At 41.4% G+C, this 17,127-nt stretch carries 14 protein-coding genes and 1 pseudogene; 14 read left to right on the top strand and 1 reads right to left on the bottom strand.

Features of this window, described 5'->3' with window-relative positions; translation table 11 throughout:
• Window positions 1–209: 209 nt before the first annotated feature.
• The 7 genes from BHV73_RS10260 to BHV73_RS10290 all read left to right on the top strand — a co-directional run bounded on the left by BHV73_RS10260 (window position 210) and on the right by BHV73_RS10290 (window position 10,859).
• The gene (locus tag BHV73_RS10260; protein WP_174263179.1) at window positions 210–2,597 is read left to right on the top strand and encodes a DUF2264 domain-containing protein; all 2,388 of its coding nucleotides are present in this window, start codon (window positions 210–212) and stop codon (window positions 2,595–2,597) included.
• A gap of 20 nt (window positions 2,598–2,617) precedes the next feature.
• Window positions 2,618–4,006: a sulfatase family protein gene (locus BHV73_RS10265; protein WP_087412180.1), complete on the top strand. Its 1,389-nt coding sequence runs from the start codon at window positions 2,618–2,620 to the stop codon at window positions 4,004–4,006.
• 32 nt (window positions 4,007–4,038) lie between these two features.
• Complete coding sequence (locus BHV73_RS10270; protein ID WP_022218646.1) at window positions 4,039–5,841, top strand: family 43 glycosylhydrolase; 1,803 nt, start codon at window positions 4,039–4,041, stop codon at window positions 5,839–5,841.
• Window positions 5,842–5,847: 6 nt separating this feature from the next.
• Complete coding sequence (locus tag BHV73_RS10275; RefSeq protein ID WP_009122041.1) at window positions 5,848–7,221, top strand: sulfatase family protein; 1,374 nt, start codon at window positions 5,848–5,850, stop codon at window positions 7,219–7,221.
• Window positions 7,222–7,319: 98 nt separating this feature from the next.
• Window positions 7,320–8,510 carry a DUF2264 domain-containing protein gene (locus BHV73_RS10280; RefSeq protein ID WP_286738343.1) on the top strand — a complete coding sequence of 397 codons (1,191 nt, stop codon included), beginning with the start codon at window positions 7,320–7,322 and terminating at the stop codon, window positions 8,508–8,510.
• Between the two features lie 9 nt (window positions 8,511–8,519).
• Window positions 8,520–9,746 (top strand): DUF2264 domain-containing protein, encoded by a 1,227-nt coding sequence (locus BHV73_RS10285; protein ID WP_087425341.1) that lies wholly within the window; start codon window positions 8,520–8,522, stop codon window positions 9,744–9,746.
• A 12-nt stretch (window positions 9,747–9,758) separates the two neighbouring features.
• A complete protein-coding gene (locus BHV73_RS10290) occupies window positions 9,759–10,859 on the top strand; it encodes a glycoside hydrolase family 88/105 protein (protein WP_022218650.1) in 1,101 nt (366 codons plus the stop codon).
• Window positions 10,860–10,869: 10 nt separating this feature from the next.
• On the opposite strand, the gene BHV73_RS10295 is transcribed toward BHV73_RS10290, so the two are convergent.
• The gene (locus BHV73_RS10295; protein ID WP_039950768.1) at window positions 10,870–11,898 is read right to left on the bottom strand and encodes an endonuclease/exonuclease/phosphatase family protein; all 1,029 of its coding nucleotides are present in this window, start codon (window positions 11,896–11,898) and stop codon (window positions 10,870–10,872) included.
• Window positions 11,899–12,184: 286 nt separating this feature from the next.
• On the opposite strand from BHV73_RS10295, the gene metK reads away from it, so the two are divergent.
• From metK to BHV73_RS10330, 7 genes and pseudogenes are all read left to right on the top strand, one after another.
• Window positions 12,185–13,450 (top strand): methionine adenosyltransferase, encoded by a 1,266-nt coding sequence (gene metK, locus BHV73_RS10300; protein WP_286738218.1) that lies wholly within the window; start codon window positions 12,185–12,187, stop codon window positions 13,448–13,450.
• Between the two features lie 180 nt (window positions 13,451–13,630).
• Entirely contained in the window at window positions 13,631–14,218 is a 588-nt protein-coding gene (locus tag BHV73_RS10305) for an LOG family protein (protein WP_118045490.1), read from the top strand.
• Window positions 14,215–14,946 carry a DUF4271 domain-containing protein gene (locus tag BHV73_RS10310; protein ID WP_087412174.1) on the top strand — a complete coding sequence of 244 codons (732 nt, stop codon included), beginning with the start codon at window positions 14,215–14,217 and terminating at the stop codon, window positions 14,944–14,946. The genes BHV73_RS10305 and BHV73_RS10310 overlap by 4 nt, the downstream gene beginning before the upstream one ends.
• A gap of 4 nt (window positions 14,947–14,950) precedes the next feature.
• Window positions 14,951–15,669 (top strand): annotated as a pseudogene (locus BHV73_RS10315) (uroporphyrinogen-III synthase).
• Between the two features lie 164 nt (window positions 15,670–15,833).
• Window positions 15,834–16,253, top strand: coding sequence for a ribonuclease P protein component (gene rnpA / locus BHV73_RS10320; RefSeq protein WP_087412173.1), 420 nt, complete (start codon window positions 15,834–15,836; stop codon window positions 16,251–16,253).
• Complete coding sequence (yidD, locus tag BHV73_RS10325; RefSeq protein WP_009122051.1) at window positions 16,250–16,471, top strand: membrane protein insertion efficiency factor YidD; 222 nt, start codon at window positions 16,250–16,252, stop codon at window positions 16,469–16,471. The genes rnpA and yidD overlap by 4 nt, the downstream gene beginning before the upstream one ends.
• Complete coding sequence (locus tag BHV73_RS10330; RefSeq protein WP_195621346.1) at window positions 16,468–17,115, top strand: TatD family hydrolase; 648 nt, start codon at window positions 16,468–16,470, stop codon at window positions 17,113–17,115. The genes yidD and BHV73_RS10330 overlap by 4 nt, the downstream gene beginning before the upstream one ends.
• The last annotated feature ends 12 nt before the right edge of the window (window positions 17,116–17,127 follow it).

Raw genomic sequence — 17,127 nt, forward strand, 5'->3', positions numbered from 1 at the left:
AATATCAATTCTATTTAAAACATAAAGAATTGAATAAAAGAAACTGTTATTCTAGTTCGGTTTTGGGGTGAAATAATGTAGTAGAGCGGCTTAGAACAGGTCATGTACGATTTTTATTTAAATCAGAACTATTGTGTTATGTTAGGAATATAGATTCGGCTTCCTTTGTATCGTTCAGAAATAACAAAAAAGTAAAGTCAAACCTTAAAATGAGGGTAATGGGAAACAAGAAAAAAACTTTAATTATCAGTTTAGTCCTGTTGGTGTGTTTCGCGTCATCGGCGTGTGCAGTATCGAAAGGCATGAAAAAAGTAGTAGATGAGGCTCTTGACTTCTCTGTCAAGCAGTCAATGTCTATGTTCAGTGAGATGCAAGGTCAAGTAGGCATACTTCCTAGAACAGCAAAAGACGGTAAAATGATTACTTGTGAATCTCCTTGGTGGACAAGTGGTTTTTATCCCGGTACATTGTGGTATTGTTACGAATATAGTAATGATCCACAGGTTAGGGCTGCTGCAGAAGAAATGACATCACGTGTGGAAAGGCAGAAATATACAACAAGTAATCATGATGTCGGATTTATTATTAATTGTAGTTTTGGGAATGGTTACCGCCTTACACACAATGAGGCTTATAGAGAAGTGATAGAAACGGCTGCAAAGTCTTTATCTACACGCTTTCATCCGGTTACAGGATGTACTCGTTCATGGAACAGTAAAAAATGGCAATTCTCCGTAATCATTGATAATATGATGAATTTGGAATTGCTTACAGTAGCTTCTTCCATGACAGGGGATAATTCTTATTATAAGAAAGCGAAATCACATGCGGATCGTACGATGATTAATCATTTTCGTCCGGATGGCAGCTCTTATCATGTAGTTAGTTATGACACGATTACCGGTAAAGTATTAAATCAGGTTACTCATCAGGGAGTAAATGACCAGTCGGCTTGGTCCCGTGGACAGGCATGGGGATTATACGGATTTACTATGATGTACCGCCAGACTGGAAAAAAAGAATATTTGGACCATGCTATAAAGGTTGGTAAATTTATCATGAATCATCCACGTCTGCCAAAGGATAAAATACCTTATTGGGATTTTGATGCTCCTAATATTCCAAAAGCGGATAGAGATGCTTCTGCCGGTGCTATTATGGCATCCGCTTTCGTTGAATTGAGCACATATGTATCTGGCGAATTGGGTAAACAATTTCTTTCTATTGGAGAACAACAGATAAAATCATTGGCCTCTCCCGCATATCGGGCAAAGAAAGTGGGGGATAACAATCATTTCATCATACAGCATTGTACCGGTTTCATGGGAAAACAATATGAGATAGATGCGCCTCTTACTTATGCGGATTATTATTTTGTAGAGGCTCTTATCCGTTATAAGAATTTGTTGGAAGGCCGTCCTGTGGTACAAACTATTACGGCATTTTCAGAAAATGAGGATCGTTCGGCATGGTTGAGCGCGCTGCATCGTATTTCTTACCCATTGCTCAGTAATATGGCAAAAGGTGAACTTCGTAAGAATATGCCGGTTGAATCCATTGCTGCCGATATGCAGAAAAGAAGAGAAGTGACTCATCTTGAGGCTTTAGGACGATTGATTACGGGTATTTCCGCTTGGTTAGAATTAGGACCTGACAGTACAATAGAAGGTAGGCTACGTGCCGAATATATTGATTTGTCTTTAAAATCAATTGCTAATGGTGTAAATCCGGCTTCTCCTGATTATCTTAATTTTAACAAAGGCCGTCAACCGTTGGTAGATGCTGCATTTTTGGCTCATGGTTTATTAAGAGCACGTACGCAATTGTGGGATAAGCTTGACAAAACGACACAAGAAAGGGTAATTAAAGAACTGAAATCGTCAAGAGTAATTAAGCCTTCCGAAACCAATTGGTTGTTCTTTGCTGCCATGGTAGAAGCTGCGTTAAAGGAATTTACGGGTGAATGGGAATATGAACGAGTGAAATATGCTTGTGATCGTTTTGCTCAATGGTATAAAGGTGATGGTTGGTATGGTGATGGTGCAGATTTCCATTTGGATTATTATAATAGCTTCGTTATCCATCCGATGATGGTTGAAGTCTTGACTGTTATGAAAAAACATGGCTTGGAAGGAGCTATTCCTTATGAACTGGAACTTAGTCGTTATGCGCGTTATGCAGAACAACAGGAAAGATTGATTTCTCCTGAAGGTACTTTCCCGATAGTAGGTCGTTCATTGGCATATCGTTTTGGTGCTTTCCATGCGTTGTCTGATGTTGCATACAGAAAGTTGCTTCCTAGTAAAGTAATTCCCGCTCAAGTGAGATGTGCGTTGACAGCTGTGATTAATCGTCAGATTAATGCTCCGGGGACATTCAATCCGGAAGGATGGTTGCGGGTCGGTTTTGCCGGTTATCAGCCTCATATTGGAGAAACTTATATTTCTACAGGTAGTTTGTATTTATGTACTGCTGTATTTGTTGCCCTTGGTCTGCCGGAATCTGATGTATATTGGTCCTCCCCAGCTACAGCTTGGACTTGTAAGAAAGGTTGGGAAGGTATTGATTTGGATGTCGATAAGGCCTTGAAGAAATAATTGAATTAAATGAAATAGATATGATGAATTTAACGGAAACCATATTGTATAGCTGTGGCATTTCATTATTCTCTTTCTTTGGTATACAGAAAGTGGAAGCAAAGAGGCCGAATATTCTTTTCATTATGACCGATCAGCAGAGATATGATATGCTGAGTTGTGCAGGTAACCGTTATGTCCACACTCCTTCATTAGACCAGTTAGCAGAAAATGGTGTCCGGTTTGAGCGTAATTATTGCGCAAATCCTGTTTCTATGCCGTCACGTTTTGCAATGATAACGGGACGTTTTGCTGGTGAAATAGGTTATACGAATAATTCGACTAAACCGGATACTTTGAGAGTACTGCCTGTTGTACGTGAAAGTTCGGTTGGAAATCTTTTTCGGAATGCTGGTTATGAAACTATTTATTCCGGTTATCCGGGTTTTTATTGTGGAAGAACGAATATTGAGGATTATGGTTTTGTCCAAAACGGTACGGATTATTATGACGGTCCTGCTAACTTTGCCGAGAGTTTTTTTGCGGGTTATAAGCCGGAAGAAGATAAGCCTTTTTTTCTTTACCTTTCATTTATGAACCCTCATGACATTTGTTATGGTGCTGGTTTTGACCCGAGATTTCCTGATAAATTACGCCCTCATCAAATAGCGGCTACACAGAAATATATAGATTTTCATAAAACGTTGAGTGAAGAGGAATATCGGAACCAAATACCACCAGTGCCTGCTAATATGGAGCCTAATGGTGCATATGCCGAAATGAAAGAAATCGGTTCCGGTTCTCGAAATTGGACTGAAGAACAATGGAATTTTTATCGTTGGATGTACTGTCGGCTTGTAGAAGATGTGGAGAAGCAGATTGGACGTATCTTAACTGCATTGGCGGATGCTGGTCTGGCTGGTAATACGATTGTTGTGTTTACTTCGGATCATGGAGAAATGGGACAGTCACATGGTCTGGTGTTCAAAAGCCAATTATTGGAAGAAGCTACGCGCACACCACTCATAATTGCTGGTCCTGGAATACAAAAAGGTATTGTAGATTCAGAAAACCTGACTTGTGGTATTGACCTTGTACCTACAATGTGCGATTTAGTAGGGATTCCTATACCGAAAGGGCTGTTAGGGAAATCATTGAAACCGATTCTAACGGGACAGTCTGTTAAAATGTCTCGTAATCATATTATTGTTGAATCAAGTTCTGGGTATCAAATCCATGATGGACGTTATAAATATACGGCTTTTACACGCGGAGATAAAAAAGAAACTTTGATGGATATTTTATCTGATCCGGGGGAAATGTCGGATAAAAGTACTGATCCGGTTTATAGAGCAATAAAAAGTCATTTGCGTAATTTACTAATGAAGGATTTAAACAAAATAACCCAAAATGCTCCGGTGATAAAGTGAAATAGGAGTATTTATTAATCTTATTACTGTATATGAAAAATATATTATCTGTATTATTAGCTTCGCTTGTTTTATCTTCCTGTTCAGAGAATAAAATAGCAGAGAAACAAACGACATTTTGTAATCCGATGAATTTGGATTATGGTTGGGGGTGTTTTCAGACTAAGCAGAAGAAGGCCCGTTCTGCTGCCGACCCTGTCGTCGTTTTGTTTAAGGGTAAATATTACCTATTTACTACAATGGATATTGGCGGATATCGTGTTTCCGACGATCTTATTACTTGGAAGAATGTATATTTCAATCCTGAAGTACATGCTTCTGCACTGGATTTGGATCATTATGTGGCTCCTGCTGTAGCTGCTGACGATAATTATGTATATTTTGTCAATTTTACCCGTGACCGTACGAAGAAAACGGTAGATGTCATTCGCTCGGCTGATCCAGAGAATGGAAAGTGGGAGAAATGCGGTGAGGTCAGACGTATGGCCGATCCGTGCCTGTTTATTGATAATGGTCGTTTCTATTTTTATTATGGTTTAGGCGGTACTCAGTCTACAACCTTTTTTGAAGTAGACCCTAATACTTTTAAAGAAATTGAGGGCTCGAAGAAAGTCCTGCGTGAGTACGTTACAGATGTCAATCAATGCAAGTCCGGTTACCAATTCGGACGTAGAGAGCTTTATGATGAGATTGATGCTTCTGCTTGGCAGGGCAAGTTTGCGAAAGTGCCATGTCCTGAGGGTGCTTGGGTTGTGAAGAATAACGATAAATATTATCTTCAGTATGCTACTCCGGGAACTATCTGTAATTGGTATTGCGATGTGGTGTTGGAGAGTGATAGCGTCAATGGTGGTTTTGTAGAGCAACCGTATAATCCTGTATCTTTGAAAGTTGGCGGTTTTATTGGTGGCGCCGGACACAGTTGCGTATTTAAAGATAAGTACGAAAATTGGTGGCAGGTAACATCGATGTGGGTAGGTAATCATGATGAATTTGAAAGAAGAATAGGTTTATTCCCTGTTTCTTTTGATGAGAAGGGGAGAATGAGAACCCATACCGTGTTGGGAGATTATCCTATGCAGCTGCCGCAGAAGAAATTTGATCCTCAGGATATTTCTGCTTTTGGCTGGATGCTTCAGTCTCAGAATAAAAAGAGTATGGCGTCTTCCTCACTACCCGGTTTTGAACCGGAAAAAGCGGCAGATGAGAATGTCAGAACTTGGTGGTCTGCAGCGAGTGGTAATGCCGGTGAATATTTTGTAATGGATTTAGGTAAAAAAGTACGTATCAATTCCGTTCAGATAAATTTTGCCGAACAGGATATAAATCCGGATGCTCCTAAGGAGACGGATTATCATGCCTATAAGTTGTATGTCTCTGACAATGGTGAAGATTGGAAACAAATTGTTGATAAATCAAAGAATACAGTAGCCGTTCCGCATGAATATGTTGAACTTTCCGTACCGGTCGAGGCTTCTTTTATTAAAATAGAGAATGTACATACTCCCAAAGAAGGTAAGTTTGCTTTACTGGATTTGCGTGTATTCGGTTTTGGCTATTCGGAGAAACCGGGTTTGGTTAAGAAGCTTTCAGTACAGAGGAATCAGGAAGATGAAAGATACGCTTCACTTACTTGGAATAAAGTATCAGGGGCTGACGGTTATTTGGTTCGTTTTGGTTATCAGCCTGATTTCTTAAATCAGTGTATTCAGGTGAAGGATTGTGAGACCACCGATTTACTGATTCATATTCTTACTAAAGGTGTGAAATATCATTACCGGGTAGATGCCTACAATGATAGTGGGATTACAGAAGGTGTTGTTATCTCAGAATAAAAAGATATGAATAAGAGACTGATAATTTATCCTATGCTTTTGTCTGCCGGGCTGTTACAGGCCCGGCAGAAGCCTAATGTTGTGATTATCTTTACGGATGATCAGGGTTATCAGGATTTAGGTTGCTACGGTTCTCCGTTGATACAGACCCCTTCGATTGACCGTATGGCAAAGGATGGTTTGAAATTGACAGACTTTTATGTTTCGGCTTCCGTATCAAGTGCTTCGCGTGCCGGTCTGTTAACGGGTCGGTTGAATACGAAAAATGGAGTAAAAGGTGTATTTTTTCCTGAATCTGCGGGTATGCCTTCTGAAGAAATTACTTTGGCTGAAGCATTGAAAGAGCAAGGTTATACAACAGGGTGTTTTGGTAAATGGCATTTAGGTGATTTAAAAGGACATTTACCTACAGACCAAGGGTTTGATTACTATTATGGTATCCCTTACAGTAATGATATGTATATTGCTCCTTCTCAGCAATTTGCTTCTGATGCGATTTTTAGGGAAGGATACACTTTAGTGAAAGCTAAAGAAGACCAGGAATTTGTGAGGACTTCCAGTAGGGCGGCTGTAAAAAAGAGATTGAATAATGCTTCTCCATTGTTTGAAGGAGATAGGATTATTGAATATCCATGTGATCAGTCTACCACTACCCGTCGTTATTTTGACCATGCTATTGATTTTGTAGAACAACATAATAAGCAACAGCCTTTCTTTTTATATATAACTCCGTCAATGCCTCATGTACCTTTATTTGTTTCCGAACAGTTTAGAGGTAAAAGTAAACGGGGGCTTTATGGAGATGCAGTAGAAGAAATAGACTGGAATGTAGGCCGCTTTTTAGACTATCTGGATACAAAAGGATTAGCCGAGAACACTTTGGTTATTTTTGCATCGGATAATGGACCATGGTTGTCTTTTAAAGAAGAGGGTGGCTCTGCCGATCCTTTACGTGGCGGTAAATTCTCGTATTATGAAGGTGGGGTAAGGGTACCGTGTATTATTAGGTGGAAAGGTGTTGTTCCTGCAGGAGTGACGAGTGATGCCATAATTGCCAGTATTGACCTTTTTCCAACGATTATGCATTATGCAGGCAGCCATTCTTTCAGGCAGGAGATAGATGGAATAAACGTTTCATCATTCTTTGAGAATCCTTCCTTGAGGCTGCGTGATGAATATGTTTATGTAAAGAGTGGACAAGTATATGGCATACGCAAGGGAGATTGGGTTTATCTTCCTAAAACGGGTAATAGTAAGTTTAAGGAAGGAGATGTACCTGAACTTTTTAATTTGAAACAGGATGTGGGAGAATCAGACAATCTTGCGCAGAAATATCCGGATAAAGTAAAAGAGCTACAGGAGTTAATGCAAAAATATTAGTTTCAGTGAACACATTACACATTTATATATAATAGGAAATACGAAGTAAAACGATGGTATACCGATTGGTTTTTATATTCTTGACTCTTTTCTGTCCGATGGTCTTGGGAATGTCCCCTGCTCGTGGGCAGGCTGCTGATAATAGTGATAGGCAATATTGGGTACAGACAATTATTAAGATTGCTGATCCTGTGATAAACAACCTTAGTAAAGATCAGTTGAAGAAAAAAATTCCTATAGGACGTTCGTCTTCAGCTTTGGCCAGTAGCCGGGAATTTGTTACTCACATGGAGTCTGTAGGAAGAACGATTGCCGGAATAGCACCCTGGTTGGAACTTGGTCCGGATGAAACGCCGGAGGGAAAATTACGTGAGAAATATATAAAGATGACCTGTAAGGCGCTAGCCAATTCCGTAAACCCGAAATCAAATGATTATTTTAACAGTACGGCTACTCGCCAGATATTGGTAAACAGCGCTTTCCTTATTCAAGGTTTGTTACAGGCCCCTACCCAGCTATGGGGAAATTTGGATGCCACTTCCCGTGAGAGGCTTATTGAACAATGGAAGTCTACCCGAACCATGAGGCCGGGAAATAATAACTGGTTATTGTTTTCTGCAATGGTAGAATGTGGTTTGAAGGAATTCGGTGGAGAATGGAACTTTTCAGTGGTAAAAAAAGCATTGGACTCTCATAAGGTATGGTATAAAGGAGATGGTATTTATGGAGATGGTGCAGAATTTCATCTGGACTATTATAATAGTTATGTTATACATCCTTTATTGCTTCAAGTCTTGAAAATAGCGGTGAAATATGATTCGTCTTTTCTGCCATTTTTGGATGAGGAGTGGATACGCTTTACGCGTTATGCCGAGATTCAAGAACGAATGATAGCTCCTGATGGCAGTTATCCGGTATTAGGACGTTCTGTCAGTTATCGCTCTGCGGCATTTCAGGTGTTGGGAGCATGTGCTTTATTTCAACGGCTTCCTCAGTCATTGAAACCGGGACAAGTAAGGGGAGCTATGACAGCCATGCTGAAACGTTTGTTTGAGCAACCGGAAACTTTTGATAAAGATGGTTGGCTGACAATTGGAGTGTGTGGTGAACAGAAAGAGTTGGGAGATACTTATTTGTCAACTCCTTGTGTTTATCTATGCTCGTTAGGCTTTCTTCCTTTAGGGCTTCCGGCCGATGCTCCTTTTTGGTGTGAGCCTGCGGAACCTTGGACAAGTGTAAAGGCATTCAGTGGTCTGGAATTTCCGATAGATAAGTTCATAAAACCATAAAATAGAACCATGAAATATAGTATTCTGATTTTAACTTTACTGATGTTCTGTATTACCGGTCGCTCGCAGGTTGCTTCAGGACAGGAGGATAGAGCATACTGGATAAGCGTATTGTCACAAGTAGCAGATCCGTTATTAGATAATATGAGTAAAGGCGAGTTAAGAAAAAGCATGCCGGTAGAAACAGTTTCCGGTGCGGTCAATCCTTCTAATGCACGCACTACTCATTTGGAAGCTTTGGGACGTTTATTGGTAGGAATAGCTCCTTGGCTGGAACTTGGACCGGATGAAACATCAGAAGGACAATTGCGTGAGAAATATATTCAATTAATGCTCAAGTCCATTGAATATGGTTTTGACCCTGAATCTCCCGACTATTTGAATTTTACGGTTACCCGGCAACCTTTGGTGGATGCCGCTTTCTTTTGCCAGGGGGTGTTGCGTGCTCCTGTACAAGTATGGGGCAGGCTCTCTCCGGTAGTCCGACAGAATGTTTTGAATGCCTTGCAGCAGATACGAATCATAAAACCGGTGGAAAGTAACTGGTTGCTTTTTTCGGCTATGGTAGAGGCTGCTTTATTGGAGTTGACAGGTGAATGTAATATGTATCCGATAGAGTATGCTGTCATGCGGTTTAAAGAATGGTATAAAGGTGATGCGTGGTATGGTGACGGTGTAAACTTACACATGGACTATTATAATAGTTTTGTAATACATCCGATGCTTTTAGATGTTCTGAAAGTTATGCAGAAGCATAATAAGGGTGAATCTGATTTTTATAAGAAAGAATTACGGCGTTTTTCCAGATACGCCGAACAACAAGAGAGAATGATTTCTCCTGATGGAGCATATCCGGTGGTAGGTCGTTCCATCGCTTACCGTTTTGGAGCTTTTCATGTGCTTTCGCAAGCAGCGTTGGATGGGCTGTTACCGGCTTCAGTGACTAAAGCTCAAGTAAGGTGCGGGTTGACTGCTGTAATAAAAAGGCATATGGCCGTAAAAGGTAATTTTGATGAGCGGGGTTGGCTGACTTTGGGCTTTGCAGGGCATCAACCGCAAATTGCTGAAAGATATATTTCAACAGGTAGCCTTTATTTATGTTCTGTCGTATTTACTGCGTTAGGGCTTCCGGCTACCGATGAGTTCTGGTGTGCTCCTTATGCGGAATGGACCGGAAAGAAAATTTGGAACGGTAATAAGAGTGTTAAGTTGGATAAGGCTATAAAAGATAATTAATAAACAATGTATATGAAGAAGATTCTTTTTTTATTTTTAGCAGTAATAGGTTGTGGACTACACGCGCAGCAACCTTTTTCATCAGGGATGAATAAAGAGGATATTACCAAAGTTTGTAATGCCGTAGCCGAATGGCAGATAAATCATCAAGGTGAAGTGAGGCATCATCCGTTAGATTGGACAAACGGAGCTCTGTATCGTGGAATGACGGAATGGGGTAAAGTTTCAGGGAATAAGTCTTGCTATGATTTTGTACGGGCTATCGGTGAAAAATATAATTGGAATATGTGGGACAGGGTATATCATGCAGATGATATTTGTGTAGGGCAGGCATTTATTGAGATGTATCGCAAATTTGACGATAGGCGCATGTTGCAGCCGGTATTGGAACGTGCATATTATGTCGCTTCACATCCATCGAAAGCTTTATTACAGAAAACGGATGCCATAGGAACAACGGAACGTTGGTCGTGGGCAGACGCTTTGTTTATGGCGCCACCGGTTTATGCGGCTTTATATACAATGACAGGAGATAAAATCTATTTGGATTATTTGGATAGCGAGTACAAGGCATGTGTAGATTCACTTTATGATGCAGAAGAGCACCTCTTTTATAGAGACAACAAGCGGATTCCTGTTCGTGAAAAGAATGGTAGCAAACAATTCTGGGGAAGAGGTAACGGTTGGGTTTTTGCCGGACTTCCGTTGGTTATTGATAATCTTCCGTTGGATTGCCCTTCCCGCAATTATTATATGCGATTATTTGTAGATATGGCAGAGGCTGTCCGCAACACTCAATGCAAGGATGGAGACTGGCGCACCAGCCTGCTGGACCCGGGAGCGTATACAATGCCTGAGAACAGTTGTTCTGCTTTCATGTGCTTTGGTATTGCATGGGGGCTTCGTAATGGCTATTTACCTCAGCGTACTTATAAGCCCGTACTCGAAAAGGGATGGCAATCACTGGTAAAGGCTGTTCATGCTGACGGTAAATTCGGCTATATACAGCCAGTCGGGGCAGCCCCAAAAGCTGCTGGATTTGATGCAACAGATGTCTATGGGGTAGGAGCCCTTTTGCTGGCTGGGAGTGAGCTATATAAATTAGCTAAATAGCGTTGATTTTTTATTTTATATCAAAAGTAACGAACAAACCTTTATGGTCTGTAGGCCACACTCCTTGAGGCAATAAAAAATTGTCTTTTGATTTTTCCTGTGTTCGTTGACTTTTTACTATGCTTCCTTGCGGTCCGAATATTACGGCGGCTTTCAGTTGGATGGCTGGGTGAGGATAATAAAAAACATAATCTATTCGATCACGCTCATCGGATTTAGGTGTCCAGGTTAGCTTTTCTACCGGAATTAATGGATTGTCCGCGGGAAAAGTGAAGCCTGGATAGCTTAATACATCCGGATATAGAGTACGATATGTGTCAATGAAGCCATTGTTATCTAACATTAAGGGTACTGTCCAAGGAATAATCAGGCCGTTGTGGTCGTATAAGTCTTTTGTTTCCCGTATCCAATCAAGGTGTGAGGGTTCGTTGAAGTCTCCACCTAAAATGACAATGGTACCTTCCGCAATATCTTTGCGGGCGGCTGCAATAAACTCTTTAATGGCATCGTCACGTAAAGAGGCGTCATTTACTTTCAGAACTTCCAGTACGGTTTGCGGGATAGGAATCTCGTCCCATGTAGAACCATCGTATCCGCGCACATTATAATAGGCATCGTTCAGATAATCCAGGTGTGCTGTATAGACAGCTATCTTGTGTCCTTTTATTTTGCTTGTCATCTTATAAATACTTCCATGATCGTCTTTTTCGGGAAATACGGTAAGGGAATCGGTTATTGGGTGACGGCTTAATAGTCCGGAGTCGTAGCTGTAGAAAGAATAGTAAGTTTCTCCTTTCTCTTTCAGTGATTGGACGATACGATCGCAAAACCGGGTATTATTATAGTTTCTCACCTCGCTGAAAGTCACAAAGTCGGGCTTCAGACGAACAATTTCATTTACGATGGCATCGTACCCGCCGGGTACTTTAGTACCTTCCTGCCAAATGTTCCATTGCAGTACGGTAAATTCACTCTTGTTTTGGCTTTTTCCAAAGATTGACGCCATTAGCAACAGGCATATCAATAACAGTTTTTTCATGATTGATTTTAGAATTAAGTTTCTGCAAAAATAGATATTTTGCAGTAATAAGCGTGTTTTTTCGTTAATACTTTGCCTATTGTGTATCATATTCCCATAAAACCTTTATCTTTGCGCTCGAAAATGATATGTGGAAAGATTTGAGTAGCTTGCAACCACAGAAAAAAATGCTAAAACACATCCTTTTCTGACAGTACCGCGGTGTACCAAGATTTGCATGCCTACTCATTGATGAAACTTCTCCTCATTTCCATTTTTAATTGTTCATTTTTAATTTTTAATTGAAATGGGATATTTATTCACATCCGAATCGGTGTCTGAAGGACACCCCGACAAAGTGGCCGATCAAATATCGGACGCTGTGCTTGACAAACTGTTGGCCGAAACTCTGGTTACTACCGGACAGGTAGTGCTGGCTGGAGAAGTGAAAACCAAGGCGTATGTTGATCTTCAACTTATCGCACGTGAAGTAATTAAGAAAATCGGCTATACCAAAGGTGAGTATATGTTCGAAAGTAATTCGTGCGGCGTGCTTTCCGCTATCCATGAGCAAAGCCCCGATATCAATCGTGGTGTAGAACGTCAGGACCCTATGGAGCAGGGCGCAGGCGATCAGGGCATGATGTTTGGTTATGCTACTAATGAGACGGAGAATTATATGCCGCTTTCATTGGATCTTGCCCATCGTATTCTGCAAGTATTGGCGGATATCCGTCGTGAAGGAGAGGTAATGACTTATCTTCGTCCGGATTCCAAAAGCCAGGTAACCATTGAATATGATGATAACGGTAATCCAGTCCGTATCGATACGATCGTAGTTTCTACTCAGCATGATGATTTTATTCTGCCTGCCGATGACAGTGAAGCTGCGCAATTGAAAGCGGATGAGGAAATGTTGGGTATCATCCGCAATGATGTCATTAATATTCTGATGCCTCGTGTCATCGCTTCTATCCATCATGAGAAAGTATTGTCACTGTTCAACGATAATATTAAATACCATGTCAATCCTACGGGTAAATTTGTCATCGGCGGTCCTCATGGAGATACCGGTTTGACCGGACGTAAGATTATTGTGGATACTTACGGCGGTAAAGGTGCGCATGGAGGTGGCGCTTTCTCCGGTAAAGACCCCAGTAAGGTAGACCGTAGCGCTGCGTATGCCGCCCGTCACATAGCCAAGAATTTGGTTGCTGCAGGTGTAGCGGATGAAATGTTGGTGCAGGTGTCTTACGCCATCGGTGTGGCACGTCCTATCAATATATATGTGAACACTTACGGTCGCGGTCATGTAAATATGAGCGATGGCGAGATTGCTCAAAAAATTGATGAACTTTTCGACCTTCGCCCGAAAGCTATTGAAGACCGCTTGAAGTTGCGTAATCCTATCTATCAGGAAACCGCTGCTTACGGTCATATGGGACGCGAGCCGCAGGTTATCACCAAGCATTTCAAATCCCGTTATGAGGGTGATAAGGATGTGACTGTCGAGCTCTTTACATGGGAAAAATTGGATTACGTTGATAAAGTGAAAGCGGCCTTCGGTCTCTAATTCCTTATTCTTCGTTTTTTATTAAAACAGTAATCAGCATAGCTTTACAAGCTATTTATAATAGAAAGCTGCCTTTCTGCTTTCGGAATATTCCGGAGTAGAATGAGCAGCTTCTTTTTTCAAATCTCCTTAAAATCATATACCTTTGCAACAAAGTATAATTGATATAGCTAAAAGATGATGAATAAGATAAACTCTGTGTGTGTTTACAGCGCTTCCAGTACCAAAATCGATCCTGTTTATTTTGATGCGGCCCATGACTTGGGCACATTGTTGGGCCGGCAGCATATCCGTTTAATTAATGGTGCCGGTAATATGGGACTTATGTCTGCGGTTTCAGATGCGGTACTTGCGGCGGGAGGTGAAGTTACCGGTGTGATACCTCGTTTTATGGTTGAGCAGAAGTGGCATCATACTGGATTGACCAAGCTTGTAGAAGTGGAAAATATGCATGAGCGTAAGAAACTCATGGCAGATTTAAGCGATGCTGTGATAGCATTGCCCGGTGGTTGCGGTACTTTGGAAGAATTGCTTGAAATTATTACCTGGAAACAACTAGGGTTGTATCTGAATCCGATAGTTATATTGAATATCAAGGGATATTTCGACTCCTTGCTCGCCATGCTTCAGAGAGCGGTAGAGGAGAACTTTATGCGTGCGCAACACGGTGCTATCTGGCATGTGGCCGAAACAGCGCAGGAGGCTGTTGAATTAGTACATACTATTCCTTTGTGGGATGCTTCTATCCGTAAGTTTGCGGCAATATGACAAATTGGTTGATGACATGGACGGTTGGTGGAGCGGAAGGTATCCCTATTCCGTATTCTCCAAGAATGGATGATGGCATTACCATTGTTTTGTTATGCTGTTTCTTTCTGTCGGCCTATGTTCTTTCCCGTAGTCGTCGGTTTCTATTGCAGCTAGTCAAGGATTTTTTGTTACATCGTGAGCGTACCAGTATATTTGCAACTTCAACGGCCGGTGATATGCGCTATCTGCTGTTGTTGATTTTGCAGACTTGCATACTTTCCGGAGTCTGTATTTTTAATTATTGTAATGATATTCAGCCGGAATTGGTGCATCATGTTTCTCCTTTTCTGTTATTGGGCATTTATATCGGAGTAAGTCTCTTTTATTTATTTCTGAAATGGGTTCTCTATTCTGTATTAGGTTGGATTTTTTTTGACGAAAGCACTACAACGCTTTGGCTTGAATCGTATTCTACCCTGCTTTATTACCTTGGTTTTACCCTTTTCCCGTTTGCTTTATTCATAGTCTACTTCGATTTAAACCTGCAACTTACAATAATAATTGGATTGATTTTAGCCTTTTTTACTAAAATATTGATGTTATATAAGTGGTTAAAGCTTTTTTGTAATAATTTACATGGCAGTTTCCTTTTAATTTTGTACTTTTGTGCCCTTGAAATCATGCCTTGTTTTATGTTATATCAAGGGGTGATACAACTAAACGATTATTTGATAATAAAATTTTAGGACGTTGAAAATTAAGAAAGTACTTGTGTCGCAGCCGAAACCGGCATCAGAGAAATCTCCTTACTACGACATTGCTTTATCAAAGTAGAGAGCCTTTCAGCGAAAGAGTTCAGACAGCAAAAAGTGTCTATATTAGACCATACTGCCGTGATTTTCACTTCGCGTCATGCAATCGATCACTTTTTTCATCTTTGTACGGAATTGCGTGTGACAATCCCCGAAACCATGAAGTATTTCTGTGTGACGGAGACGATTGCTTTGTACATCCAGAAGTATGTACAATACCGCAAGCGTAAGATTTTCTTTGGAAATACCGGGAAGTTTGACGATTTGTTGCCTTCGATTGTAAAGCATAAGACTGAAAAGTACTTAGTGCCAATGTCGGATGTGCATACAGAGGATATTAAGAATTTGCTGGATAAGAGCAAGATTCAGCATACGGAAGTAGTTATGTACCGTACGGTAAGTAATGACTTTACTCCGGACGAGAAGTTTGACTATGATATGCTGGTATTCTTTAGTCCTGCAGGTGTGTCTTCTTTGAAGAAGAATTTCCCGGATTTCGAACAGAAAGAAATTAAGATCGGAACATTCGGTTCTACAACAGCGCAAGCTGTGCGTGACGCCGGACTTCGCTTGGACTTGGAAGCTCCCTGTGTACAAGCGCCCTCTATGACGGCAGCGCTCGATATGTTCATTAAGGAGAACAACAAAGGAAAGTGAAAGGTATTATGAGTTATGAATTATAGGTTATGAGCCTGTTGGCTTGTGGCTTGTAGTTGTAACAATAGAAATTACGGGCTACAGGTGTGGTATTTCAGATGTCGCAGACCTTGTAGCTCGTTTTTTATAATTCTTCATTTTCATTCCTAATTTATAGTTCATTCATGGCAAATACCTTACATAAAGTCGAAAGGCTGGATAAAAAAAAGATAATAGAGAAGATGTTTGCGGGCGGTTCTCGTTCGTTCTCGGTTTTCCCGTTGCGTGTGGTGTATTTGCCGGTAGAGGAGTTGGAGGCGGATGCTTCTATTCTTATCAGTGTTTCAAAGCGCCGTTTCAAACGTGCGGTGAAGCGTAACCGTGTGAAGCGCCAGATACGTGAGGCCTATCGTGTAAACAAGCATGAGTTGCTGAATGTGTTGGCGGAAAAGCAGTGCCGACTGGCTATCGCCTTTATTTATCTCTCCGATCAGCTGGTGGAATCTGCTGTGATAGAGGAGAGGGTAAAGACGGCTTTGGCGCGTATCGCCGAGAAAGTGGCGGCACAAGATGCGGATGTAGCGGTAACCCCTCTGAAGCCATGAAACGCCTGCTTTCCTATCTGTTGTTGCTTCCTATTTATTTTTACCGGAAGTGCATTTCACCCATGACGTCCCCGTCGTGCAGATTTACTCCGACCTGTTCTCAATATGCTGTTGAGGCCATTAAGAAACACGGTCCTTTTAAGGGACTTTATCTGGCGATAAAACGTATATTGCGTTGTCACCCCTGGGGTGGCTCCGGATATGATCCTGTTCCATGAAAATTCCTGTTGATATACACGCGCATCAGTTGCCGCAAATTCCCGGAACGGCTATTGTGAACCGTTATCCCGATACTTTTGTTCCGGAGGCGGGGGAGTGGTATTCGGTAGGCATGCATCCCTGGCATATTCCGACGGCTGCTACTCCGGCAGTTCGGCATGAAATGGATATTTTGGCTTCTTTAGCCGGGCATCCGCAGGTTCTTGCCGTAGGAGAAGCCGGTTTGGATAAATTGGCTGACGCTCCGCAGGCTGTACAGATAGAAGTTTTTGAATATCAGGCACGGTTGTCTATGGAGCTTGGTAAGCCTTTGGTCATTCATCTGGTAAAGGCCATGGATGAGTTGCTGAAGCTAAAACGGCAGATAAAGCCGACTAATCCCTGGATTATTCATGGTTTTCGCGGGAAGGCGGTTCTGGCGGAGGAATATCTGAGACACGGGTTTTACCTCTCTTTCGGAGAAAAGTATCAGGAAGAAGCCCTGCGGATTACTCCTTCCGGTCGCTTGTTCCTGGAAACTGACGAGAGTGACGTGCCGATTGCGGATGTGTATAGCCGGGCAGCCCAAGTCCGTTGCGTATCTTTAGCTGAGCTTACGGAGGCACTGCAGGAAAATATCACCAAAGTCTTTTTTAAACAATAAGAGTTGTTTGTT

This window comes from Bacteroides sp. 44_46 (assembly GCF_001915465.1).
GTDB classification, from domain to species: Bacteria; Bacteroidota; Bacteroidia; order Bacteroidales; family Bacteroidaceae; genus Bacteroides; species Bacteroides clarus.